Annotated in this window: 19 protein-coding genes; 9 read left to right on the top strand and 10 right to left on the bottom strand. The window is 66.9% G+C overall.

Translation table 11 applies throughout. The features are described 5' to 3' along the window. The first annotated feature begins 4 nt into the window (after window positions 1-4). A complete protein-coding gene (locus F817_RS0105475) occupies window positions 5-832 on the top strand; it encodes a uroporphyrinogen-III synthase (protein ID WP_024326702.1) in 828 nt (275 codons plus the stop codon). A 246-nt stretch (window positions 833-1,078) separates the two neighbouring features. On the opposite strand, the gene F817_RS0105470 is transcribed toward F817_RS0105475, so the two are convergent. Further along, window positions 1,079-2,107: a CDP-6-deoxy-delta-3,4-glucoseen reductase gene (locus tag F817_RS0105470; protein WP_024326701.1), complete on the bottom strand. Its 1,029-nt coding sequence runs from the start codon at window positions 2,105-2,107 to the stop codon at window positions 1,079-1,081. A gap of 175 nt (window positions 2,108-2,282) precedes the next feature. On the opposite strand from F817_RS0105470, the gene F817_RS0105465 reads away from it, so the two are divergent. After that, on the top strand, window positions 2,283-2,864 hold the full coding sequence (locus F817_RS0105465; RefSeq protein ID WP_024326700.1) for a hypothetical protein: 582 nt from the start codon (window positions 2,283-2,285) through the stop codon (window positions 2,862-2,864). On the opposite strand, the gene F817_RS0105460 is transcribed toward F817_RS0105465, so the two are convergent. The 9 genes from F817_RS0105460 to dnaA form a co-directional block, all read right to left on the bottom strand. Then, window positions 2,861-3,841 carry an alpha/beta fold hydrolase gene (locus tag F817_RS0105460; RefSeq protein WP_024326699.1) on the bottom strand — a complete coding sequence of 327 codons (981 nt, stop codon included), beginning with the start codon at window positions 3,839-3,841 and terminating at the stop codon, window positions 2,861-2,863. The two genes, F817_RS0105465 and F817_RS0105460, sit on opposite strands and share 4 nt — an antisense overlap. A gap of 3 nt (window positions 3,842-3,844) precedes the next feature. Further along, on the bottom strand, window positions 3,845-5,308 hold the full coding sequence (gene ubiD, locus F817_RS0105455; protein WP_024326698.1) for a 4-hydroxy-3-polyprenylbenzoate decarboxylase: 1,464 nt from the start codon (window positions 5,306-5,308) through the stop codon (window positions 3,845-3,847). 28 nt (window positions 5,309-5,336) lie between these two features. Beyond that, the gene (gene xth, locus F817_RS0105450) at window positions 5,337-6,104 is read right to left on the bottom strand and encodes an exodeoxyribonuclease III (protein ID WP_024326697.1); all 768 of its coding nucleotides are present in this window, start codon (window positions 6,102-6,104) and stop codon (window positions 5,337-5,339) included. Further along, entirely contained in the window at window positions 6,101-8,152 is a 2,052-nt protein-coding gene (locus tag F817_RS0105445) for a M3 family metallopeptidase (RefSeq protein WP_024326696.1), read from the bottom strand. The genes xth and F817_RS0105445 overlap by 4 nt, the downstream gene beginning before the upstream one ends. Window positions 8,153-8,282: 130 nt before the next feature. Further along, complete coding sequence (locus F817_RS0105440; RefSeq protein WP_024326695.1) at window positions 8,283-8,807, bottom strand: hypothetical protein; 525 nt, start codon at window positions 8,805-8,807, stop codon at window positions 8,283-8,285. Between the two features lie 36 nt (window positions 8,808-8,843). Then, the gene (gene gyrB, locus F817_RS0105435) at window positions 8,844-11,273 is read right to left on the bottom strand and encodes a DNA topoisomerase (ATP-hydrolyzing) subunit B (protein ID WP_024326694.1); all 2,430 of its coding nucleotides are present in this window, start codon (window positions 11,271-11,273) and stop codon (window positions 8,844-8,846) included. Window positions 11,274-11,398: 125 nt separating this feature from the next. Continuing rightward, window positions 11,399-12,481: a DNA replication/repair protein RecF gene (locus tag F817_RS0105430; RefSeq protein ID WP_024326693.1), complete on the bottom strand. Its 1,083-nt coding sequence runs from the start codon at window positions 12,479-12,481 to the stop codon at window positions 11,399-11,401. Window positions 12,482-12,654: 173 nt separating this feature from the next. Next, window positions 12,655-13,758, bottom strand: coding sequence for a DNA polymerase III subunit beta (dnaN, locus tag F817_RS0105425; protein WP_024326692.1), 1,104 nt, complete (start codon window positions 13,756-13,758; stop codon window positions 12,655-12,657). Between the two features lie 246 nt (window positions 13,759-14,004). Next, window positions 14,005-15,369 carry a chromosomal replication initiator protein DnaA gene (gene dnaA, locus F817_RS0105420; RefSeq protein WP_024326691.1) on the bottom strand — a complete coding sequence of 455 codons (1,365 nt, stop codon included), beginning with the start codon at window positions 15,367-15,369 and terminating at the stop codon, window positions 14,005-14,007. 152 nt (window positions 15,370-15,521) lie between these two features. On the opposite strand from dnaA, the gene rpmH reads away from it, so the two are divergent. The 7 genes from rpmH to rsmG all read left to right on the top strand — a co-directional run bounded on the left by rpmH (window position 15,522) and on the right by rsmG (window position 22,174). Continuing rightward, the gene (gene rpmH / locus F817_RS0105415; protein ID WP_018141118.1) at window positions 15,522-15,656 is read left to right on the top strand and encodes a 50S ribosomal protein L34; all 135 of its coding nucleotides are present in this window, start codon (window positions 15,522-15,524) and stop codon (window positions 15,654-15,656) included. Between the two features lie 22 nt (window positions 15,657-15,678). Next, window positions 15,679-16,032, top strand: coding sequence for a ribonuclease P protein component (rnpA, locus tag F817_RS0105410; RefSeq protein ID WP_024326690.1), 354 nt, complete (start codon window positions 15,679-15,681; stop codon window positions 16,030-16,032). Then, complete coding sequence (yidD, locus tag F817_RS0105405) at window positions 16,029-16,286, top strand: membrane protein insertion efficiency factor YidD (protein WP_024326689.1); 258 nt, start codon at window positions 16,029-16,031, stop codon at window positions 16,284-16,286. Before rnpA ends, yidD begins: the two co-directional genes overlap by 4 nt. 8 nt (window positions 16,287-16,294) lie before the next feature. After that, the gene (gene yidC, locus F817_RS0105400; protein ID WP_024326688.1) at window positions 16,295-17,995 is read left to right on the top strand and encodes a membrane protein insertase YidC; all 1,701 of its coding nucleotides are present in this window, start codon (window positions 16,295-16,297) and stop codon (window positions 17,993-17,995) included. 7 nt (window positions 17,996-18,002) lie between these two features. After that, complete coding sequence (mnmE, locus tag F817_RS0105395) at window positions 18,003-19,319, top strand: tRNA uridine-5-carboxymethylaminomethyl(34) synthesis GTPase MnmE (protein ID WP_024326687.1); 1,317 nt, start codon at window positions 18,003-18,005, stop codon at window positions 19,317-19,319. Between the two features lie 367 nt (window positions 19,320-19,686). Beyond that, window positions 19,687-21,561: a tRNA uridine-5-carboxymethylaminomethyl(34) synthesis enzyme MnmG gene (mnmG, locus tag F817_RS0105390; protein WP_024326686.1), complete on the top strand. Its 1,875-nt coding sequence runs from the start codon at window positions 19,687-19,689 to the stop codon at window positions 21,559-21,561. Continuing rightward, window positions 21,551-22,174 carry a 16S rRNA (guanine(527)-N(7))-methyltransferase RsmG gene (rsmG, locus tag F817_RS0105385; RefSeq protein ID WP_024326685.1) on the top strand — a complete coding sequence of 208 codons (624 nt, stop codon included), beginning with the start codon at window positions 21,551-21,553 and terminating at the stop codon, window positions 22,172-22,174. Before mnmG ends, rsmG begins: the two co-directional genes overlap by 11 nt. Window positions 22,175-22,176 lie beyond the last annotated feature (2 nt).

Raw genomic sequence — 22,176 nt, 5'->3', positions numbered from 1 at the left:
ACGCATGACCGCAAACGCCGACGAAAACGCCACTGCCGAGGCCGAGGGGCCCCTGGCCGGCCTGGGCATCCTGGTCACTCGCCCGGCCGCCCAGGCGGAGCCGTTCTGCAACGCCCTGGAAGCCGCGGCCGCGACCGTGATCCGTTTTCCGGTGCTGGAGATCCTGGCCCCCAGTGACCCCACCAACCTGCGCGAGGTCCTGGACCGCCTGGAGGACTTCGACATCGCGGTGTTCATCAGCCCGAACGCGGTGCAACGCGTGCTCAACCTGGCCCTCGCGGAACGCGACTGGCCGGCGACCACCCGGATCGCCGCCATCGGCAACCGCACCGCACAGGAGCTGAAGGGTTTCGGCCGGCCGGCGGACATCCTTCCGCCACGGCGCTTCGACAGCGAGGCGCTGCTGGCGCAGGAGGCGATGCAGGACGTGGCCGGCAAGCGGGTGGTGATCTTTCGCGGCGACGGCGGCCGCGAATTGCTGGGCGACACCCTGAAGGAACGCGGCGCCGAGGTGACCTTTGCCGAGGCCTACCGTCGCGGGCGCCCCGAGGGCGATACCGGCGAGCTGATGTATTCGTTCTCGCGCGGGCAGATCGACATCATCACCATCACCAGTGGCGAGGGCCTGCGCAACCTGTACGAGATGGTCGGCAAGCTGGGGCGCATGTGGCTGCGCAAGACCCCGCTGGTCGTCGGCAGCGAGCGCATCGCGGAGATCGCGCAGGAACTGGGCTTCAAAGCCGCCGTCGAGACCGCAGAGGACCCCACCGACGCCGCCATGCTGACCGCCGTCCACCGCCTGGCAGAGCAACTGCGCGCGGACCGCGCCTGATCAGCCACCACGAAGCGCACGAACCAATTCAAGGGCGAAAAGCCTGAACAGGAAGACGGGAAGATCGGAAGGTTCTAGTGCTTGGCCGCTGACCAAAAGATCAACGCCTTTCGAGCACCGCCGTCGGGGGACTCCCTGATCACCCCCAAAACCTTCCTGCCTTCCCGTCTTCCTGTTAAGGGTCCTTGAATTTCTTCGTGTCTTCGTGCGCTTCGTGGTGAACGGGCCCTGCGGGTGCCGAGGGGATTACTCGGCCGGAGCGGCGGGTTCGAAGCTGTCGTAGTAAAGCTGCTCGGGTGGCAGGCCCGCGGCGCGGAAGGCCTCGCGCGCGGCATGGATCATTGCCGGTGGCCCGGCCATGTAGACATCAAAGCCGGACAGGTCCGGGTACTGCGCCAGTACCGCGTCGTGCGGCCATCCGCTGACCGCGGCAAAGCCGGCGGCGGTGTCGGCCGGTGTTTCGGACAGGACCGGCGTGAAACGGAAATGCCCGCCATGCTCGGCGGTCATGTGCTGCAGCCAGTCCGGAGCATAGATGCCGTCCGCGCCCCGCGCGCCCCAGAACAAATGATGCGGACGGTCCAGCCCCTCGGCGGCGAGGTGATCCAGCATCCCCTTCAGCGGGCCGAACCCGGTCCCGCCGCCGACGAACAGGCGCGGTCGCGGCGAGTCCTCGTCGACGAAAAAGCTGCCGAGCGGTCCCTCGATGCGCAGGAGCGCCTTGGGCTTGAGCTCCTCGAACGCCATGGTGGAGAAGCGCCCTCCCGGCATGTGCCGCACGTGCAGGACCAGCTGGGCATCGTCGTGCGGGGCGTTGGCGAGCGAATAGCTGCGGCGCTCGCCTCCCTTGAGCAGGATGTCCAGGTACTGCCCGGCAAGGAACTGGAGCCGTTCGGTCGCCGGGAGCTGCAGGCGCAGCTCCATCACGTCGTCGGCGAGGCCGTTCAACGCCGCCACCCGGCAGGGCAGGGTCTTGACCACGATGTCCCGGGCGGCGCCGATCTCGCGCACCTCGATCTCCAGATCATCCACCGGGACCGCCTGGCAGAACAGGGCGAGTCCGTCGGCCAGTTCGGCCTCGGTAATGCCCGGCGGCTTGCTTGGCCCATGGTCGACCTCGCCCTGCAGCACTCGCCCCTTGCAGGAGCCGCAGGCACCGTTGCGGCAGCCATAGGGAAAGGCGAAGCCCTGGCGCAGGGCCGCCTCGAGCACGGTCTCGTCGTCCTCCACCTCGAGCACATGGCCACTGGGCTGAATGGTGACATCGAACGCCATCGGGATCCCCTGTCGCGGAAAGGCCGTCATTCTCGCCAGCGCCACCCCGAACGCAAGCAACCGCAATACGGCCGGGTGGTAGGGTGTGAAACCCCGCGAACGCCATTGGGGGTTCCCCTGGTCAGGCGGCTTCGGCAAAATCGTAGTCGATCCACACAATAGACAAGGGAATGCCATGCGTCATCTGCTGATCGCCGCCGGGGCCGGGCTGCTGCTCGCGAGCGGCTGCGCCTCCAACGAGACCCGCTCCACCGATTCCGGCGAAGCCGCCGCCCAGGAGGACACCCCCGCCGCCAGCGCCGATGTGCCGGCGGATGCCCCGGTAGTGCGGGTGGCCCATTCGGTCCCCTACAGCGACGATGCCACGATCGCCAGCAACATCCGCCAGGAGTGCAACCTGGAGGAACAGTTCTCGGAGTTCATCGCGCACTATGGCGCCGCCCAGGGGATCCGCTTCGAGCGCAGCGAGGACGTGGATCCGGCCGACGGGGGACAGGTGCTGAAGGTGGAACTGACCGATGCGGTCAGTGGTGGCAATGCGTGGATTGGCCACCGCAAGGTCACCGAGGCCGCGGGCACGCTGTACGCCGACGGCAGGGAGCAGGCCAGCTTCACCGCGCGCCGCTTCTCCGGTGGCGGCGCCTTTGGCGGCTTCAAGGGCTCCTGCTCGGTGCTGGGGCGCACGGTACAGGCCATGGGCCGCGACATTGCAACCTGGTCGGCCACGCCGCAGGACGGCGCCCACCTGGGCGACTAGTCGCAGGGGTCGGGATTGCGCACGGGGTGCGCGCCCGGGTCATGCGGCGCCACCCGCCGCATCCAGTCAACCAGACGGGTGGCGGTATCGCGCCAGTCGGGGGCGTGCAGGATCAGATGCGGCCAGTGCGGGTCGGTCCAGACCTCGGCCTCGCCCCGCGGATGGGCCGCCGCCGCGGCGCAGACCGAGGCCTTCAGAATGGTCCCGTCCTGTTCGCCCCACAGGTAGACCACCGGCGCGTCGACGTGCTCGATGTGGTCGGTAGCATACTGGGCCAGCCAGACCACCCCGGCGTAGGTATCCATGCGCACCCGGCGGATGATGCGGGCATCCTGGCCGAAACGCGTCACCGCCGGCGGCGCGAGGCTGCCGGCATAGTCCGGGTCGATGGTGACGGTGAGGCCGCCGGCGAAGGTCTCGCCGGCGCGCACGGCGGCGTCCCACAGGCCCCGGACGGGGATGCCGCCGCGCAGGCCCGGGGCCACCGCGATGACCCCGGTCACCGGCAGTTCGGGGTGCGTCGCAAGGGCGGCCAGGGCCGCGGATCCGCCCATACTCTCGCCGAGCAGGAACACCGGCCGGTCCGGATATACGGCGCGTGCCTCGCGCACCATGACGGCCACGTCCTCGATCAGGGCCGCGGCGCCCGGCCAGCGGCCATGCGGTTCGCTGGCACCGTGACCGTGCTGGTCCAGGGCGTGCACCGCATAGCCGCGTTCCGCCAGCCACGGGCCCAGGTCCTGGTAGGCACCGGCATGATCGCGAAAGCTGTGCAGGGCAATGACCACGGCGGCCGGGTTTTCCGCCGGCCAGCGGCGGATGCGCTCGGGGGCGATGGTAGTGGCAGCGGCGTCCGTCATCGGGACCTGTGCTGCGCGCACGGTGTCACGCCCGGGGGTCGCGGCACAGGCGGCCAGGGCAAGCACCAGGACGAGCAGGAACGCCGTGCGGGCGGCCGCGCTTCGCGGGTGAGTCACCCGTCATAGCCCCAGTTCATCCCAGATCTCGTCCACACGGCGCTTGACCGCCTCGTCCATGGCGATCGGGCGGCCCCATTCGCGGTCGGTCTCGCCCGGCCACTTGGATGTCGCGTCCATCCCCATCTTGGAACCCAGGCCCGAGACCGGCGAGGCGAAGTCGAGATAGTCGATCGGGGTATTCTCGACCAGGGTGGTGTCGCGGGCCGGGTCCATGCGGGTGGTGATCGCCCAGATGACGTCGTTCCATTCCCGGGTGTTCACGTCGTCGTCGACCACGATCACGAACTTGGTGTACATGAACTGGCGCAGGAAGGACCACACACCCATCATCACGCGCTTGGCGTGGCCGGGGTACTGCTTGCGCATGGAGACGACGGCGAGGCGGTAGGAACAGCCCTCGGGCGGCAGGTAGAAGTCCACGATCTCCGGAAACTGCTTCTGCAGGATCGGGATGAAGACCTCGTTCAGGGCAACGCCGAGGACAGCCGGCTCATCAGGCGGACGGCCGGTATAGGTGGAGTGATAGATCGGCTCGTCACGATGGGTGATGCGGTCGATGGTGAAGACCGGGAACTCGTCCACCTCGTTGTAATAGCCCGTGTGGTCTCCGAACGGACCTTCCGGCGCGGTGTCGCCCGGGTGGATGTGTCCCTCGAGCACGAATTCGGCGGAAGCCGGGACCTCGAGATCCGAACCGATGCAACGGGTGACCTCGGTACGGCTGCCCCGCAGCAACCCGGCGAAGGCGTATTCCGACAGGGTATCCGGTACCGGGGTGACCGCCCCGAGGATGGTGGCCGGATCGGCGCCCAGGGCCACGGCGATGGGAAACGGCTCGCCGGGATGGGCGCGGGTCCACTCCTGGAAGTCGAGTGCCCCACCCCGGTGCGACAGCCAGCGCATGATCACGCGGTTGCGGCCGATCACCTGCTGGCGATAGATGCCGAGGTTCTGGCGCGACTTTTCCGGTCCGCGGGTGACCACCAGCCCCCAGGTGATCAGCGGCCCGGCGTCCCCGGGCCAGCAGGTCTGGACCGGGAGGCGGGACAAATCGACATCCTGCCCCTCGATCACGTGGCGCTGGCAGGCGGCGCCCCGGGTCTTCTTCGGGGCCATGTCCAGGACCTTGCGAAAGACCGGCAACTGCTCCCAGGCCGCCTTCAGCCCCTTGGGCGGATCGGGCTGCTTGAGAAACGCCAGCAGCCGGCCCACCTCGCGCAGGGCCTCCACCGAATCCTCGCCCATCCCCATGGCCACCCGCTCGGGGGTGCCGAACAGGTTGGCGAGGACCGGGATATCCGAGCCGGTAGGATTCTCGAACAGCAGGGCGGGGCCGCCGGCGCGCAGGACGCGATCGGCGATCTCGGTCATCTCGAGATTCGGGTCGACTTCGCGGGCGATACGGCGCAGTTCCCCGCGCTGTTCGAGGCCATCAATGAAATCGCGCAGATCCTTGTACTTCACGGGCGCTCCCGGTGATAGGCCGGCTGGGCTAGTCGGCGAACTCGGCCCAGACGGGGGCGTGGTCGGAGGGGCGCTCCCAGCCGCGGGGTTCACGATCGATGCCGGCGGCCTGGAGCCGGGCCTGCAGCGGGTCGCTGGCCAGGATGAGGTCGATCCGGAGACCGCGGTTTCGGCGGAAGGAAGCGGCTCGGTAGTCGAACCAGGAAAACTCGGCCTCGGGCTGGTCGAAGGCCCGGAAGGTGTCCGCAAGCCCCAGGTCGGCAAGAGCCATCAGGGCCTCGCGTTCGGGCGTGGAACACAGGATGCGCTCGTGCCAGGCCTCGGGGTCGTGCACGTCGCGGTCGTCCGGTGCGATGTTGAAATCGCCGAGGACCACCGTATTGGGGTGGCGGGCGATCTCGTCCGCCAGCCAGTGGCGCAGGCGCGCCAGCCAGTCAAGCTTGTAGGCGTATTTCTCGGTCCCCACGTTCTCGCCATTCACCACGTACAGGTTTACCACGCGGATATCGCCGATCGTGGCGGCCAGAATTCGTCGCTGGGCATCCTCGAGACCAGGGGGATCGGTGACGATATCGGTTGCCTGGGTACGCGACAGGATCGCGACACCGTTGTAGGTCTTCTGGCCGGAATACACGACCTCGTAGCCCGCGTCGCGGATCGCGGTTGCCGGGAAGTTCTCGTCGGTCAGCTTGGTTTCCTGCAGGGCGAGGATGTCGGTGCGCGAGCGTCCCAGCCAGTCGAGGACCTGCGGCAGGCGCACCTTCAGGGAGTTGACGTTCCAGCTGGCGATCTTCACGCCGCATCCTCCTCGAGGCCGCTGTGACGCAGCAGGGCGTCGATCTGCGGGTCCCGACCGCGGAAGGCGCGAAAGGACTCGGCGGCCGGACGCGATGCGCCCGCCTCGAGAATCTCGTGCAGGTAGTCGGCGCCAACCTCGGGCGAAAACAGGCCCTCCTCCTCGAAGCGTCCAAAGGCGTCGGCGGAGAGGACCTCGGCCCACTTGTAACTGTAGTAGCCCGCCGCATAGCCGCCGGCGAAGATGTGGCCAAAGCCATGAGCGAAACGATTGAAAGCTGGCGGTCGGACTACCGCGACCTCCTCGCGGACGGACTCCAGGAGCTGCTGGACTTCCCCGACGTCCGTGGGGGCTGCGCGGGCATGGAGGCGCATGTCGAACAGGGAGAACTCGACCTGGCGCAGCAGCTGCAAAGCGGCGTGGAAGTGGCGGGTTCCGAGCAGGCGTTGGTAAAGATCCTCCGGCATCGGCTCCCCGGTCTCGTGGTGCCGGGCAAAGAGGTCCAGGGCCTCGCGCTCCCAGCACCAGTTCTCCATGAACTGGCTGGGGAGTTCGACGGCATCCCATTCGACGCCGTTGATGCCGGCGATGTCGGGCTCGTCCACGCGGGTCAGCATGTGGTGAAGGCCATGGCCGAACTCGTGGAACAGGGTAATGACCTCATCATGCGTAAAGAGCGCGGCCTTGCCGTCCACCGGCGGGGTGGAATTGCAAGTCATGTAGGCGACCGGCAGCTGGGCGTCTTCGCCGGAAACGAAGCGATTGCGGCAGACATCCATCCAGGCCCCGCCACGCTTGTTCTTGCGGGCGTACAGATCGAAGTAGAAGCCAGCGCGTTCGATTCCGTTCGCATCATATATGCGATAGAAGCGGACGTCATCGTGCCAGGTCTCGACGTTGTCGTCGGGCTCGAAGCGCACCTGGAACAGGCGCTGGACGAGCCCGAAGAGACCGTTGACGGCCTGGTCGGCGGGGAAGTAGGGCTTCAGCATCTCCTGGCTGAGGCCGAGGCGGCGCTCCCGCATTTTCTCCGCCGCAAACGCCATATCCCAGGCCTCGAGGCAGTCCAGGCCCAGTTCCTCGCGGGCGAAGGTACGCAGCTCCTCGAGGTCGCGCTCCGCGCGGGGCCGCGCCCGTTGAGCAAGGTCCTGCAGGAATCCCTCGACCTGTTCGGCGCTCGCGGCCATCTTGGTCGCCAGGGAGCGGTCGGCATAATGCGCAAAACCTGTCAGGTGCGCCTTTTCCTCGCGCAGTTGCAGGATCTCGACCATGATCTCGCTGTTGTCGTGGTTACCGGCCCCGGGGCCACGGTCGGAGGCGCGAGTGGTGAAGGCCTCGTAGACACGGTAACGCAGGTCTCGGTCCGTGGCGTGGGTCATCACGGCCAGGTAGCTCGGGATGTCCAGTGTCACCACGTAGCCAGTCTGGTCGTGGTCGCGGGCATTCTGCGCGAGCATGGCCCGATCCGATTCGGGGATACCGGCGAGTGCCTTGGAATCGTCGGTCTGCCACGTCCAGGCCTGGGTGGCATCCAGGAGATTCTCCTCGAATCGGGCGGTCAGCTCGGACAGCCGGGCGTTGATGGCGCGGAGGCGCTCGCGCTCAGCCTCGGGAAGGTCCACGCCGCTGAGGTGGAAGTCGCGCAACATGTCGTCCAGGACCTTGCGCCGCTGCGGCGAGAGCCGGGCGTACTCAGCGCTTTCCGCAAGGCGCTTGACGGCCCGGTAGAGGCCCTGATGCTGGGATACCCAGCTGCCGTAGTCCGACAGCAACGGGAGACTGGCGTTGTAGGCCTCGCGGATTGCCGGGCCGTTCATGACGGCGTTCAGGTGGCCGACCGGAGACCAGACCGCATCCAGGCGGGTGTCGAGCCGCTGCAACGGGTGAACAAGGGAGTCCCAGGTAGGGGTTTCGCCCACCGCGTCGACCAGACGGTCGATCTCGTTCCGGTTCTCGACCAGGACGGTCTCGACCGCCGGCAATACGTGCTCCGGTTCGATGGACCGGAAAGCGGGCAGGCGGTCGGTCTGCAGCAAGGGATTGGACACGGTCTCTCCAGGTGTCGGGTCAGCCAGGGCAACACGGAGCCGTGGAGGCACGGGGTCGTGTTGCCCTGCAGATTATGCCATTCGGACCGGATCGCCGGGAGGGCGTTCCCCCGGGGTCGGGAAGCGCTCGTCAGGGCTCGGGAGGGGGTGGCGGTCCCACGGGTTCGAAGGCGGTGTAACCGGTCAGGCGCGCAAGCGGTCCAAAGACCCAGTGCCGGCGCAAAGCGGTAAAGGCCGAAACCGCCGCGTTGTAGCGCGAAAGGGCCTCGCTGATGGCCTGGTCCAGGGCCGCGACGCGCCGCCGGGTGAGCTCGAGGCTCTCCTGACAGGAGTCGGATTCTTCAATGATTTCATTGATATAGCGATCCCACGCGGACCGTATAGCGCGCTCGCCGTCCGCGAGTTCGGGGAGATCGCCGCGGCGTCGGGAACGCTCCTGGTCCTGGACCTTCGTGTGTACGGTGCACAGTGACGCGTGGGGGTGGGCGGCCGTTGCATAGGCCTGCTGGAGCAGCCCGTTACGCTGCGTGAGCAGCGTATCCAGGCGGTCCCAGGCTGCGACCACCCGGCGTTCGTGGACCGCAAGGTGGGTATGCAGACGAAACCCGAGTAGGGTCAGGACCACCAGCATGACGATCAGGGACAGGACCTGCATGGAAGCGGGTCAGTTCCGGAGAGTCGTCGGTGGACGTCAGATGTCGACGTTCTCCGCGCTCAACGCCCGGGATTCGATGAAATCCCGGCGAGGCTCAACCTGATCGCCCATCAGCGTCGTGAAGATCTCGTCGGCACGGATCGCATCCTCGACGCGAACCTGAAGCAGTCGGCGGGTTTCCGGGTTCATGGTGGTGTCCCACAACTGATCGGGGTTCATCTCGCCAAGGCCCTTGTAGCGCTGGGTCGCGAGGCCACGACGGCCCTCGTGCAGTAGCCATTCCATGGCCTCCGAAAAGCCCTCGATCACATGGATGCGTTCGCCACGCTTCATGTATGCACCCTGGTCGAGCAGCGCGTTGAGGCGGGCGGAAAGGTCCAGTACGGCCTGGAAATCGCGCGAGGCAAGGGTGTCGTCCGTGATGAACTGCGACAGGGCCGCGCCGTGCTCGATCCGGTCGAGGCTCAGCTGGGCGTGGCCGTCCAGATCGGTGACCGGGCCCAGGCTGTAGCGCGTGGCCCCAGCCTTGTCGCTGGAAAGGCCCTCGAGGATCCGGCCGAACCATGCCTGCACGTTCGGGTTGGTCACGCTGCGCGGCTCGGGGATTGCGTCCGCCTCGAGCATGGCCCACAGGATGCGCGGGTCGTACAAGCGCCCAAGGCGCTCCACGGCCCGGGCGGCCTTCTGGTAGCCCTTGACCAGGTCCTCGAACGCCTCGCCGGTAATCGGGGGTGCATCGGGACTCGGGTAGAGCGCGGCCCCGTCGAGGGCGAGCGAGATCACGATTTCGGCCATCTCGGCTTCGTCGCGGACGTACTGCTCACGCTTGCCGCGCTTGATCTTGTACAGCGGCGGCTGCGCGATATAGACGTGGCCGCGTTCGATCAGCTCCGGCATCTGGCGGAAGAAAAACGTCAGCAGGAGGGTTCGGATGTGGGAGCCATCCACGTCGGCATCGGTCATGATGATAATGCGGTGATACCGCAGCTTGTCCGGATCGTATTCTTCCTTGCCGATCCCGCAGCCGAGGGCGGTGATCAGCGTACCGACCTCGGCCGAACCGAGCATGCGGTCGAAGCGCGCACGTTCAACGTTCAGGATCTTGCCCTTCAGTGGCAGGATGGCCTGAAAATGGCGATCGCGGCCCTGTTTGGCCGACCCGCCCGCGGAGTCGCCCTCCACCAGATAGAGCTCGGACTGGGCCGGATCCTTCTCCTGGCAGTCGGCCAACTTGCCCGGCAGGCCGGCAATGTCCAGCGCACCCTTGCGACGGGTGACTTCGCGGGCCTTCCGCGCGGCCTCGCGGGCCCGTGCGGCATCCAGCACCTTTTCGGTGATGGCCTTGGCCTCCTGCGGATTCTCCAGGAGGAAGTTGTTCAGTGCATCGGAGAGCACGCTCTCGACGATCGGTTTCACCTCGGAGGAGACCAGCTTGTCCTTAGTCTGCGACGAGAACTTCGGATCCGGCACTTTCACCGACAGCACGGCGGTCAGACCTTCGCGCATGTCATCACCGGCAGTGGCGACCTTGGCCTTCTTGATCAGGCCTTCGTTCTCCAGGTACTGGTTGATCGTCCGCGTCAGGGCGGCACGGAAGCCCGCCATGTGCGAGCCACCGTCGCGCTGGGGAATATTGTTGGTGTAGCAGAAGATGTTCTCCTGGTAGGAATCATTCCACTGCAGCGCGATCTCGACGGCGTAGTCCTCGCGCATCTGGTCGGCATAGACGACGGTCGGATGCAGCGCGGTCTTTTTCTGGTTGAGGTGCTCGACGAAGGCGCGGATGCCGCCCTCGAAGAGGAACGTTTCCTCGCGGTTGTCCCGATGGTCCCGCAGGGTGATGCGCACCCCCGAGTTGAGGAAGGAGAGCTCGCGCAGGCGCTTGGCGAGGATCTCGTAATGGAAGTTGATGTCGGTAAAGATCTGGGGGCTGGGGCGGAACCAGACGCGCGTGCCGTGACGGTCGGTGGGGCCGGTCTCGGCGAGCGGGGCATCGGGGACACCAAGGTGGTAGGTCTGGTCATGACGCTTGCCGTCGCGGTGGATCTCGAGTCGCAATTCCTCGGAAAGGGCGTTCACGACCGAGACACCAACCCCGTGAAGACCCCCGGAGACCTTGTACGAGTTGTTGTCGAACTTCCCGCCCGCATGCAGCACGGTGAGGATAACTTCGGCGGCCGACGTGCCCTCTTCCTCGTGGATATCCACCGGGATCCCGCGACCGTTGTCGCTGACGGATACCGCGTTGTCCTCGTGGATGGTGACCTCGATATTGTCGCAGTGCCCGGCCAGCGCCTCGTCGATCGAGTTGTCGACGACCTCGAAGACCATGTGGTGCAGTCCCGTGCCGTCATCGGTGTCGCCGATATACATGCCGGGTCGCTTGCGGACGGCATCGAGTCCCTTGAGGACACGGATCTGGGTGGAATCGTAGACGGAGGGATCTTGGGCTTCGATATCGGACATGCGGGTGAGTCATCCGGCCAGTTGCAGACACACCAGTATACCGCAAAGCCGGGGGCGACCGGTGGAGCGGTGGCGAGGCGAGAGGTCCGTCCTGGCCATCGCCGAAACGTCACGGCAAAGAGGTGTCAGGCGGCAGGCGCCGGTTTTACGTGGCCATGTTTCACGTGGAACAATTGTCCCGAATCCTCGCCCCGAAGCCCCGGAATCCCGTCTTCCACGGCCGTGACGAGTATTTGCCAGTGGGATCCGCGCAACCCCGCCATCAATCCCTCTACAGCCTCGCGATCCAGCTCCGAAACCACGTCATCCAGAAGAAGGACCGGCGACCGTCCGGTCTCTGCTTCCAGCATCCGCGCCTGCCCCCCCACCAGGGCGGTGACCAGGCGCTTCTGTTCTCCCCTCGACGCCTCGGCCGCCGCGCGCCCACCCAGCCTCAAATCGAGGTCCGCCCGTTGCGGGCCCACCTGGGAAAACCCCCGTTCCTCATCGCTCTCTCGACTCCGATCCAGAGCCTCCTCTAGCTGCCGTTCGCGATCCCAGCCCATCCGGACCTTCAGCCCAAGGCCTTCCAGCCGTTCACCGAACCCGAACTGAGCGGCAGCCGCCGTCGTCGCACTCGCCCACGCCTCTACGTATCGTGCCCGAGCCTCGCTGATCTCCGCGCCAAACGCCACCCACGGTCGTTCGAACTCCCTCGCCCCGGCCCGGTCGCCGACCCTCAGCGCCGCATTGCGCTGATCATGCGCCCGTTTCCAGCGTTGCCAGTTCAACCGGTACCCCGGAATGGCGTGGAAACACCCCCAGTCCAGGAGCCGCCTGCGCTCCTCCGGTCCGCCCGTCAACAACTCAAACGACCCCGCGTGCAGTGTCCGAACCGGCAACCACTCCGCCACCGCGGCATGACCCTGCATCCAGCGCCCATCCAGCCGGGATCGTCGCGTCCCGTCCCAGGCAAGTCCCAACCGATGAAGCCCGCCGGCCGGACTGTTCACCACACCCCCGACCCACAGCTGCTCGGCTCCGCTTTGCAGGGCCCGCCGCAGGTGCTGGGTACGAAAAGACCGGCCCGCGGCCAGGATGTGCACGGCTTCCAGGACCGAGGTCTTACCCGCCCCGTTGGGCCCGATCAGCCGATTGATCCCGGGCCCCAGCGCCAGGGTCTGTTCCCCGAGGTTGCGCACTCCCTGCCACCAAAGCGACTCCAGCACCCCGCCCCCGGACCTAGGGAGACACCGATCCACGTACACCCTCGCGCTCGAATCGCTTGGGCGCGCGAACGCCGGACGCTGCCCAGCCACTATCCATGCTCAAGACAGGGCCGCCACAGATGGTGCGGAACCCTGGGGTACCAACGCGAACGTGCACATGGAAAGGTCTATCCCTACAGGCGCATGGGCATGACGACGTAGCGCGCCCCGCCCGGAGGCTCCGCCTGTATCAGTATCGAGGAATTGCCGTCACGCAGGCCGATGCGCACCTGTTCCGTCTCGAGCACATTCAGCACATCGGCCAGATAGCCCAGGTTGAACCCGATCTCCATCGGTCCCCCGTCGTACTCCGCCTCTACCGACTCCTGTGCCTCTTCGCGATCCGCGTTGTGTGTCATCACCTGGCACCCATTCTCGCCCAGCACCATCCGCACCCCGCGATACTTGTCACTCGCCACGATCGCCACTCGCCCCAGCGCCTGCTTCAGCGTCTCCCGGTCCACCTTCAGCGTCGCCGGCAGATCGGACGGGATCACGCGCTCGTAATCGGGGAAACGTCCCTCGATTACCTTGCTGCGCAGGACCGCACTGCCGAGTTCGAACACGACCTGGTCTTCCCCGAATCCGATGCGCACCGGCGCGTCGTCATCCGCGAGATTCCGTCGCAGCTCCGCCACCGCCTTGCGCGGCACGATGCGCTCGACCCGGCCCTCGACCGGCTGTTCCAGGTCCACCTCGGCCAGTGCCAGCCGGTGCCCGTCCGTGGCGACCGCCCGCAGACTGGTGCCGCTCGCGACGAGGAGCAATCCCTGGAGGTAGTAGCGCACGTCCTGTTGCGCCATCGAGAACATGGTGGCCTCCAGCAAACGACGCAGGCGGTTCTGCGGCACGTCGAGCACCATCTCCGACCCGCGTGCTTCCCAGTCCGGGAAGTCCGCCCCCGGCAGAGTCGCCAGGCTGAACCGCGATCCGCCGAAGCCGACCGTCATGCGTTCTCCTTCTACCCGAGCCCGGATGTCGCTGTCCGCGGGCGCCGCCTTCACGACATCCAGCAGCTTGCGGACCGACACGGTGACATCGCATTCCCCGGGGATCGTCCCTTCGGCACCGGCCTGCCAGGCGAGCTCCAGATCGGTGGTATCCATCCGGATGGATCCATTGTCGTCCGGGCGCAGACGGACGTTTCCCAGGATGGGCATCGTCAGCCGTTTCTCGGCCGCGCCCACAATCCGTTGCAGCGCTTCGGTCATCGTCTCGCGATTGAAAGACAGTTCCATGGCGATGTCCTGTATCTAGTCTGTTTAGATATTTATCTAGTAATAATAAGGGGCGGCCCCGCCTGTGCAGGGGATCCTGAAAATCCTTTTTTTTCAGTATCTTGCACCCTTATAATCGTCTTCCCCAACCTCTGTGAACCCTGTTGCCAACCTGTGGACAGTTTTGGCGCCGGCTTTTTCCACGCTTCCATACCGTTGTTGCACCCAGCTTATCCACAGGTTTCCACGGCTGCGGATCGGTGCCATTCAACTGCTCAGCGTTCGCAACAGGTTCGAGTAGTCCTCGTCCAGGCTGGCATCCGCTTCGCGCAGCTCGGCGACCTTGCGGCAGGCATGGATCACCGTGGTGTGATCGCGCCCCCCGAAGGCTTGGCCGATCTCCGGCAGGCTGTGCTGGGTCAACTCCTTTGCCAGCGCCATGGCGATCTGCCGTGGTCGGGCAATCGAGCGGCTGCGCCGGGTCGACAGCAGGTCCGTGACCTTCACACGATAGTAATCCGCGACGGTCTTCTGGATATTCTCCAGGGTAATCAGTTTGTTCTGGACAGCGAGCAGGTCGCGCAGCGCGTCCTTGGCAAAGTCCAGGGTAATCGGCTTTCCAGTGAAATGGGCGTTGGCAATCACCCGCCGCAGCGATCCCTCCAGCTCGCGGATATTCGACCGGATCCGCTTGCCCATGAAGAACGCGACCTCGGTGGGCAGTTCGATTCCCGCCTGTTCGGCCTTGCGCTGCAGGATCGCGACCCGCGTCTCCAGTTCCGGTGGCTCGATGGCGATGGTCAGCCCCCAGCCGAAGCGCGACTTCAGCCGTTCCTCCAGCCCCTCCACCTCCTTCGGGTAGCGATCCGAGGTCAGGATGATCTGCTGCTGACCCTCAAGCAGGGCATTGAAGGTATGAAAGAACTCCTCCTGCGAGCGTTCCTTGCCGGCAAAGAATTGGATGTCGTCGATCAACAGGGCGTCGGCGGAGCGATAGTGTTGCTTGAATTCGTCAATCGCGTTGTGTTGCAGGGCCTTGATCATGTCGGCCACGAAGCGCTCGGAATGCAGATAGATAATCCGCCCCTCCGGATGCCGCGCCAGGATGCTGTGCCCGATGGCGTGCATCAGGTGGGTCTTGCCCAGGCCCACTCCCCCGTAGATGAACAGCGGGTTGTAGGCCACCCCGGGGTTCTCCGCCACCTGCAGGCTGGCGGCCCGTGCGAGCTGGTTCGACTTGCCTTCGACGAAGGTGTCGAAGGTGAACGCCGGATTCAGGTTGCTGACCGGACCCTGGGGCCGTGGCGGGGGACTGGCGCTGTCCGCCGGTTTGCGCTCGCCGGCCCCCTCGCGGGCGGCGGGCGCCGCCGCAATCTCCGCCCCGCCGATTCCGAGTCGCACGCGCCGGCCGTCGGGACCGTCCGTCGGCTGTACCTCGCTGACCGCCTCCTCGATAGAATCGAGCAGATGATCGCGCACGTGCTCGAACACGAACTGGTTCGGCGCCAGAAGGCGCAGCGCACCATCCGAGTCCTCGGCATGCAATGGCCGCAGCCAGGTATTCAGTTGCTGCTCGCTGACCTTCCCCTGCAGGCGATCCAGACAGGCTGTCCACAGGGCATTCGCTGACACGCGTTCGTCTCCGGAGCGGGGGCATTGGAAGCCACCGAGTCTACGCCGATGGGGGCATCGGGTGCCAGCGATGTCCCGAGCCCCGTGATTGACTTTGCGTCCGGATGGCGCTAGTTTTCACCGCCCTTTAACCAAGCGTCACGGGAACTGTCATGAAGCGCACTTTTCAACCCAGCCGGCTCGTTCGCGCCCGCACGCACGGCTTCCGGGCCCGCATGGCCACCCGCGGTGGTCGCAAGGTCCTGAACGCTCGCCGCGCCAAGGGCCGCAAGCGCCTCTGCCCGTAATCCGGGCGGCGCGCCGGCACCCGTGACCGCGGCGCCAGCCATCCAGACCTTTCCGCGCCGCGTCCGCCTGCTGACGGGGGCGGACTACCGGCGTGTCTTCGAGGATGCCCGACGCCAGCGCGGTCGCGACCTGACGCTGCTCTACCGGCGATCGGATTCCGGCGAGGCGCGCCTCGGCCTGGCCATCGGCAAGCGCCACGTCCGCCACGCCAGTGCTCGCAACCGGATCAAGCGGATCGTGCGCGAGGCCTTTCGCCTGCGCCGTACCGACTTGCCGCCGCTCGACATGATCGTGCTCGCGCGGGGCGGGGCGGCGACCACCGATCGCCGCGCCCTGCGTGCCGAGATCGACAGCCTGCTGGAACGCCTGCAATGAGCCTGCCACGCAAGATCGCCCTGTTGCCCGTCCGGGCCTACCAGTACGGCCTCTCGCCGTTCATGGCCCCGCACTGCCGGCACTACCCGACCTGTTCGGCGTATACCGTCGAGGCGGTTGAGACCCACGGGGTTCTGCGCGGCTTCTGGCTGGGCCTGCGGCGCATCCTGCGCTGCCACCCCTGGTCGCCGGGTGGTTATGATCCCGTCCCGGCTCCGCGTTCCGCTTCTCCCAGCACCCGACCCTCAAAGTAGTCGCGCTCATGGATAACCTTCGCCCCCTTCTGTGGCTCACTCTGGCCTTTGTCCTGTTCCTGATGTGGCAGGCCTGGAACCAGGATTACGGCACCCCGAGCCAGCCGGACCGCAGCGCCGAGCAGGCGGCCGAGGACCCGGATGCCCGGCCTGAAGATGTGCCGGACGCCCCGCAGTTCGAGTCGGAGACGGATCCGCGGGCCGATGACGCGCCGCAGGTCAGCACCCTGCAGGAGCCGGACCGCCGGCAGATCACCGTGCGCACCGATACCCACGAGATCCTGATCGATACCCGTGGCGGGACCCTGCTGCGGGCGGACCTGCTGCAGTACCCGCAGGACCTGCAGGACGATCCGCTGGTGCCGGTTCGACTGTTCGACCATCGCGTGCGCGGCTATGTCGCGCAGAGCGGTCTGACCCATGACCGGGTGAACGACCAGTCGATGGAGGCCCGCGCGCCCTCCCATCATGCCAACTTCCAGGTCGACCAGGACCGCTTCGAGCTCGCCGAGGGGCAGGAAACCGTCGAGGTCCCGCTGCGCTGGACGTCCGAAGATGGCGAGATCGAGGTCACCAAGACCTACACCTTCACGCGCGGGTCGCATCTGATCGAAGTGGACTACGAGGTCCACAACCGCTCCGATTCCACCTGGAGCGGCCGTCAGTACCGGCAGCTGCGTCACGGGCCGACTCCGGACCGCGAGTCGTGGTGGCTGTACACCTTTACCGGCGCGGCCTATTTCGATGGCAGCTACGAGCGGGAACGCTTCGAGTCGTTGCGGGACGACCCCATCCAGGCGCGCATCCAGGGGGGCTGGGTCGCGATGATCCAGCACTACTTCGTCTCGGCCTGGGTCCCGGGCGAGGACGAGGTGAATGCCCTGTACGCCCGCGCCGTCCCGGGCGAGGTGGGTGACGAGTACCTGATCGGTCTGCACTCCGAGTCGATCCAGATCCCGGCGGGTTCCAGCGGTCAGTTCTCCACGCGACTGTGGGTGGGACCGAAGCTGCAGGACGAGCTGTCCCAGATCGCCCAGGGGCTGGAACTGACCGTCGACTATGGCATTTTCACGTTCCTGTCCAAGCCGTTGTTCTGGCTGCTGGACAAGATCCACATGGTGGTCGGCAACTGGGGCTGGTCGATCGTTATTCTGACCATCTTCATCAAGATCGCGTTCTTCAAGCTGTCCGCGACCAGCTACCGCTCGATGGCGCGCATGCGCAAGGTCGCGCCCAAGCTGCAAGCGCTGAAGGAGCGCTACAAGGACGACAAGCAGCGCATGAACCAGGCGCTGATGGACCTGTACAAGAAGGAGAAGATCAACCCGCTGGGTGGCTGTCTCCCGATCCTGGTACAGATCCCCGTGTTCATCGCCCTGTATTGGGTACTGCTCGAGAGTGTGGAATTGCGCCAGGCGCCCTGGTGGCTGTGGATCCAGGACCTGTCCTCGCGTGACCCGTTCTTCATCCTGCCGATCCTGATGGGCGTGTCGATGTTCGTGCAATACAAGCTGAATCCGCCGCCGATGGACCCGGTGCAGCAGAAGATCTTCATGGCGCTGCCGTTCGTGTTTACCGTGTTCTTCGCCTTCTTCCCGGCGGGTCTGGTGCTGTACTGGTTCACCAACAACCTGTTCTCCATCGCCCAGCAGTGGTACATCACGCGCAAGATCGAGAGCGGCGAGGACCCGGACAAGCAGAAGAGCTGACCGCGCCGTGACCGGGGCGGACACCATCGTCGCGGTTGCCACCCCGCCGGGGGTCGGTGGTATCGGTGTGGTCCGCCTGTCGGGCCCCGAGGCCCGGGCTATCGCCCAGCACCTGACCGGCCGCACGGTCCTGCGTCCGCGCCACGCCCACTACGGCCGCTTCGTCGATCCCGCCCGAGGCGAGGCGCTCGACGATGGCCTGATCCTCTTCTTCCCCGGTCCGCATTCCTACACCGGCGAGGACGTGGTCGAACTGCAGGGCCACGGCAGCCCGGTCCTGCTGGAGGCGCTCGTCGCCGCCGCGGTGGACCTCGGCGCGCGTCGTGCACGACCCGGGGAGTTCACCGAACAGGCGTTCCTCAACGGCCGCCTCGACCTGGCGCAAGCCGAGGCCGTCGCCGACCTGATCCACGCCCAGACCGCCCAGGCCGCCCGGCTTGCCCGCTCCAGTCTCGACGGGGCGCTGGCAATCGAGCTGGAACCCGTCTCCCGCGCCATACGCGACATGCGCGTGATCATCGAGGCGGAGATCGACTTCGGCGAGACCGACCTCGAGTCGGAGGCCGCAGCGGATATCGCACGCCGTGCCGACGCCCTTCGCACGACCATCCGCGAACTCCTCGATCGTCTGCGCCCGGCGCGCTACTTTGCCCAGGGGTTGCGCCTGGCCCTGGTCGGTGCCCCGAATGTTGGCAAGTCGAGCCTGATGAACCGTCTCGCCGAGAGCGAGGTTGCGATCGTGACCGACCGCCCCGGGACCACCCGCGACGTGTTGCGCTCGCCGATCGCAATCCACGGCATTCCGGTGGAGCTGATCGACACCGCCGGCCTTCACGCCAGCGATGATCCGGTGGAGAAAATCGGCATGCAGCGCGCGCGCGAGGCGGCCACCGGGGCCGACCTGATCCTCGAGCTGCGCGACCTGACCCGTCCCGAGGCGGTTCCGGACCTCGAGGCCGCGGACGACATCCCGCGTCTGACCGTATGGAACAAGGTCGACTGCCTTGCCGACGAAGCCGGTGCAGAGGACCAAATCGCGGTCTCCGCACGGACCGGCTCGGGGCTTGCCACCCTCAAGCAGGCGATTGTGGAACGTCTGGGCGCAAGCGACGGCGGCCAGCAGCGCTTCAGCGTGCGCGCCCGTCACCTCGACGGGCTCCGCTCGGCGGCCAGCCATCTTGCCGCGATCGACGCGGCTGCGCCCCCGGACCTGATCGCCGAAGAGCTGCGCCTGGCCGAGCATGCCCTGGACGAACTCCTCGGCCGCCAGGATCACGAGGCGTTGCTCGGCGAGATCTTCGCCGGCTTCTGCATCGGCAAGTAGGGGCGCAGCCGCAGCCCTCTGTGCGGCTCCACTCGCCGTGATTGCGAGCGAAGCGAAGCAATCTCCGGAAGCTGGCATAACGTCATGCCGCGAAATCCGGTGATCGCGGCGGGCGATTGACGCGGCCCCTTCGGGCCCTCGCAATGACGGGGGCGCTGGATGCGGCCTCTCCTTCCCATCATTGCCGACGCACCCCCGCGGAGCGAACCAGGCGACCCGGCCGGTCCTGCGCACCCGGAAAACCATTTCGGCCGGGGGCCGCTTCGCGCTCGCGTAACTCCCTGCTAGAATTCCGCTTTTCGTGCCCCGGTTGTCAGGGGAACGCGACATCACCACAGGCCGGTGCAACGGTCGGGACAGCAGGACCATGGCGAACTCCTTTGATGTCATCGTGATTGGCGGCGGGCACGCCGGCACCGAGGCCGCGCTGGCCGCGGCGCGCGCGGGTGCGCGCACGCTGCTGCTCACCCACAACATCGAGACCATCGGCCAGATGAGCTGCAACCCCGCCATCGGCGGGATCGGCAAGGGTCACCTGGTCAAGGAGATCGATGCCCTGGGGGGCGTCATGGGCCGCGCTGCCGATGCCGCCGGCATCCATTTCCGCATCCTCAACCGGCGCAAGGGCCCGGCGGTTCGCGCGACCCGCGCCCAGTCCGACCGGCAGCTTTACCGCCAGGCCATCCGCCAGTTCGTCGAGGCCGAGCCCAACCTGGAGGTCTTCCAGCAACCGGTGGCCGACATCACCCAGGACGGCGAGCGCGTCACCGGCGTGGTCACCGAGGCCGGGATCGCGTTCAACGCCCGCGCCGTGGTGCTGACCGTGGGGACCTTTCTCAATGGCCAGATGCACACCGGGCTCACCCAGCAGCCCGGCGGGCGCGCGGGCGATCCGCCGAGCACCCGCCTGGCGGCGCGCCTGCGCGAGATGGCCTTTGCCGTCGGGCGGCTCAAGACCGGCACACCGCCACGCATCGACGGGCGCAGCGTGGATTTCTCGCGGCTCGAGCCGCAGCCGGGAGATGACCCGCGCCCGGTCTTTTCCTTCATCGGCTCGACCGACGACCACCCGGCGCAGCGCCCCTGCCATATCGCGCGCACCAGCGAGAAGACCCATGACCTGATCCGGGCGAACCTGGACCAGGCGCCGATGTACAGCGGCCAGATCGACAGCACCGGCCCGCGCTACTGCCCGTCGATCGAGGACAAGGTGGTGCGTTTTGCCGACAAGACAAGCCACCAGGTCTTTGTCGAGCCGGAAGGCCTCACGACCCACGAGCTGTACCCCAACGGCATCTCCACCTCCCTGCCGTATGCGATCCAGGTCCCGCTGGTGCAGAGCATCGCCGGCTTCGAGCACGCGCGGATCACGCGCCCCGGCTACGCGATCGAATACGACTACTTCGACCCGCGCGGGCTGCGCCCGAGCCTGGCCACGCGCGAGGTCGGCAACCTGTTTTTCGCCGGCCAGATCAACGGTACCACCGGCTACGAGGAGGCTGCCGCCCAGGGCCTGGTCGCCGGGCTCAACGCCGCACGGCTGGTGCAGGACGCCGCGCCGTGGATTCCGCAACGCTCCGAGGCCTATATCGGGGTGCTGATCGACGACCTGGTGACCCGCGGCACCCAGGAGCCCTACCGCATGTTCACCTCGCGCGCCGAGTACCGCCTGCTGCTGCGCGAGGACAACGCCGATCTGCGCCTGACCCCGGTGGGTCGCGAGTTCGGTCTGGTCGACGAGACCCGGTGGGCGCGCTTCGAGCGCCGCGCCGCCGCCATCGACACCGAACGCGAGCGCCTGGCCGGGCTGCGCCCCGACCGCGACCAACGCCGCCGCCCGGCCCTGACCGAGCTCCTGGGCGGGACGCCCGATCCCGAGGCCACGCTGCTCGACCTGCTGCGCCGCCCGCAGGCCGACTATGCGGGCCTGATGGCCGCATTGCCGGAACTGGCGAGCGACTGCGCGCCCGACGTGCGCGAACAGGTGGAGATCCAGGCCAAGTACGCCGGCTACATCGATCGTCAGCAGGCCGAGATCGAGCGCCAGGCGAAGGCCGAACAGACCGCGCTTCCGGATGGCCTCGACTACGACCGGGTCCACGGCCTTTCCAGCGAAATCCGCCAGAAGCTGGCCGAGTTCCGCCCGCACACCCTGGCCCAGGCCCAGCGCATTCCCGGCGTGACCCCGGCCGCGCTGTCGGCCCTCGCCGTGCACCTGAAGCAGCGCGCCAGTGGCGAGTGAGGACTGGGCGGCACGGCTGGAGCCCCTGGCCGAAGCCTGGCACCTCGATGCCCGCGCCCGGGAGGTGCTGGCCACCTACCTGGCGGAGCTCGTGCGCTGGAACCGGGTCCATAATCTCACCGCGGTGCGTGATCCGGCGCAGTTGATTCCGCGCCACGTACTCGACAGCCTGACCCTGCGGCCGTATCTTCATGGCGAGCGCGTGCTCGACGTCGGCACGGGGGCCGGACTGCCCGGGTTCATCCTGGCCGCCACGGAGCGCGAGCGTACCTTCTGCCTGCTGGATAGTGCGGCCAAGCGCATCCGCTTCCTGCGCAACGTAATCGGCCTGAAGGGGCTTGCGAATGTCGAGGCCGTGCATGCGCGGATCGAGGATTTCCAGCCCGACGCGCTGTACACCACGGTGCTGTCGCGCGCCTTCAAGGCCCCGGCCGAGATGCTCGCGCGCGTGGCCCACACGGTCGCCCCGGAAGGGCGGGTATTGGCCATGCTGGGGCAGCGCCAGGTCGTGGACGATCCCTTGCCGGCACCCTGGTCGTACCGCCGGGTGGACCCGGTTACCATTCCCGGCGAGGTGGCCGCGCGCCACGTCGCCATCATCGAGAGAGCCTGAGT

It is taken from the genome of Thioalkalivibrio sp. AKL19 (assembly GCF_000420165.1).
In the GTDB taxonomy this organism is placed as follows: Bacteria; Pseudomonadota; Gammaproteobacteria; order Ectothiorhodospirales; family Ectothiorhodospiraceae; genus Thioalkalivibrio.
This window is presented reverse-complemented; position numbering and strand designations above follow the sequence as displayed.

Bases quoted from the DNA above. Each gene is read 5' to 3' on its own strand.
- F817_RS0105440 (WP_024326695.1), bottom strand. From the start codon at position 8,807: ATGCAGGTCCTGTCCCTGATCGTCATGCTGGTGGTCCTGACCCTACTC.
- F817_RS0105475 (WP_024326702.1), top strand. From the start codon at position 5: ATGACCGCAAACGCCGACGAAAACGCCACTGCCGAGGCCGAGGGGCCC.
- gyrB (WP_024326694.1), bottom strand. From the start codon at position 11,273: ATGTCCGATATCGAAGCCCAAGATCCCTCCGTCTACGATTCCACCCAG.
- dnaN (WP_024326692.1), bottom strand. From the start codon at position 13,758: ATGGAACTGTCTTTCAATCGCGAGACGATGACCGAAGCGCTGCAACGG.
- F817_RS0105470 (WP_024326701.1), bottom strand. From the start codon at position 2,107: ATGGCGTTCGATGTCACCATTCAGCCCAGTGGCCATGTGCTCGAGGTG.
- F817_RS0105465 (WP_024326700.1), top strand. From the start codon at position 2,283: ATGCGTCATCTGCTGATCGCCGCCGGGGCCGGGCTGCTGCTCGCGAGC.
- mnmG (WP_024326686.1), top strand. From the start codon at position 19,687: ATGGCGAACTCCTTTGATGTCATCGTGATTGGCGGCGGGCACGCCGGC.
- yidD (WP_024326689.1), top strand. From the start codon at position 16,029: ATGAGCCTGCCACGCAAGATCGCCCTGTTGCCCGTCCGGGCCTACCAG.
- yidC (WP_024326688.1), top strand. From the start codon at position 16,295: ATGGATAACCTTCGCCCCCTTCTGTGGCTCACTCTGGCCTTTGTCCTG.
- rpmH (WP_018141118.1), top strand. From the start codon at position 15,522: ATGAAGCGCACTTTTCAACCCAGCCGGCTCGTTCGCGCCCGCACGCAC.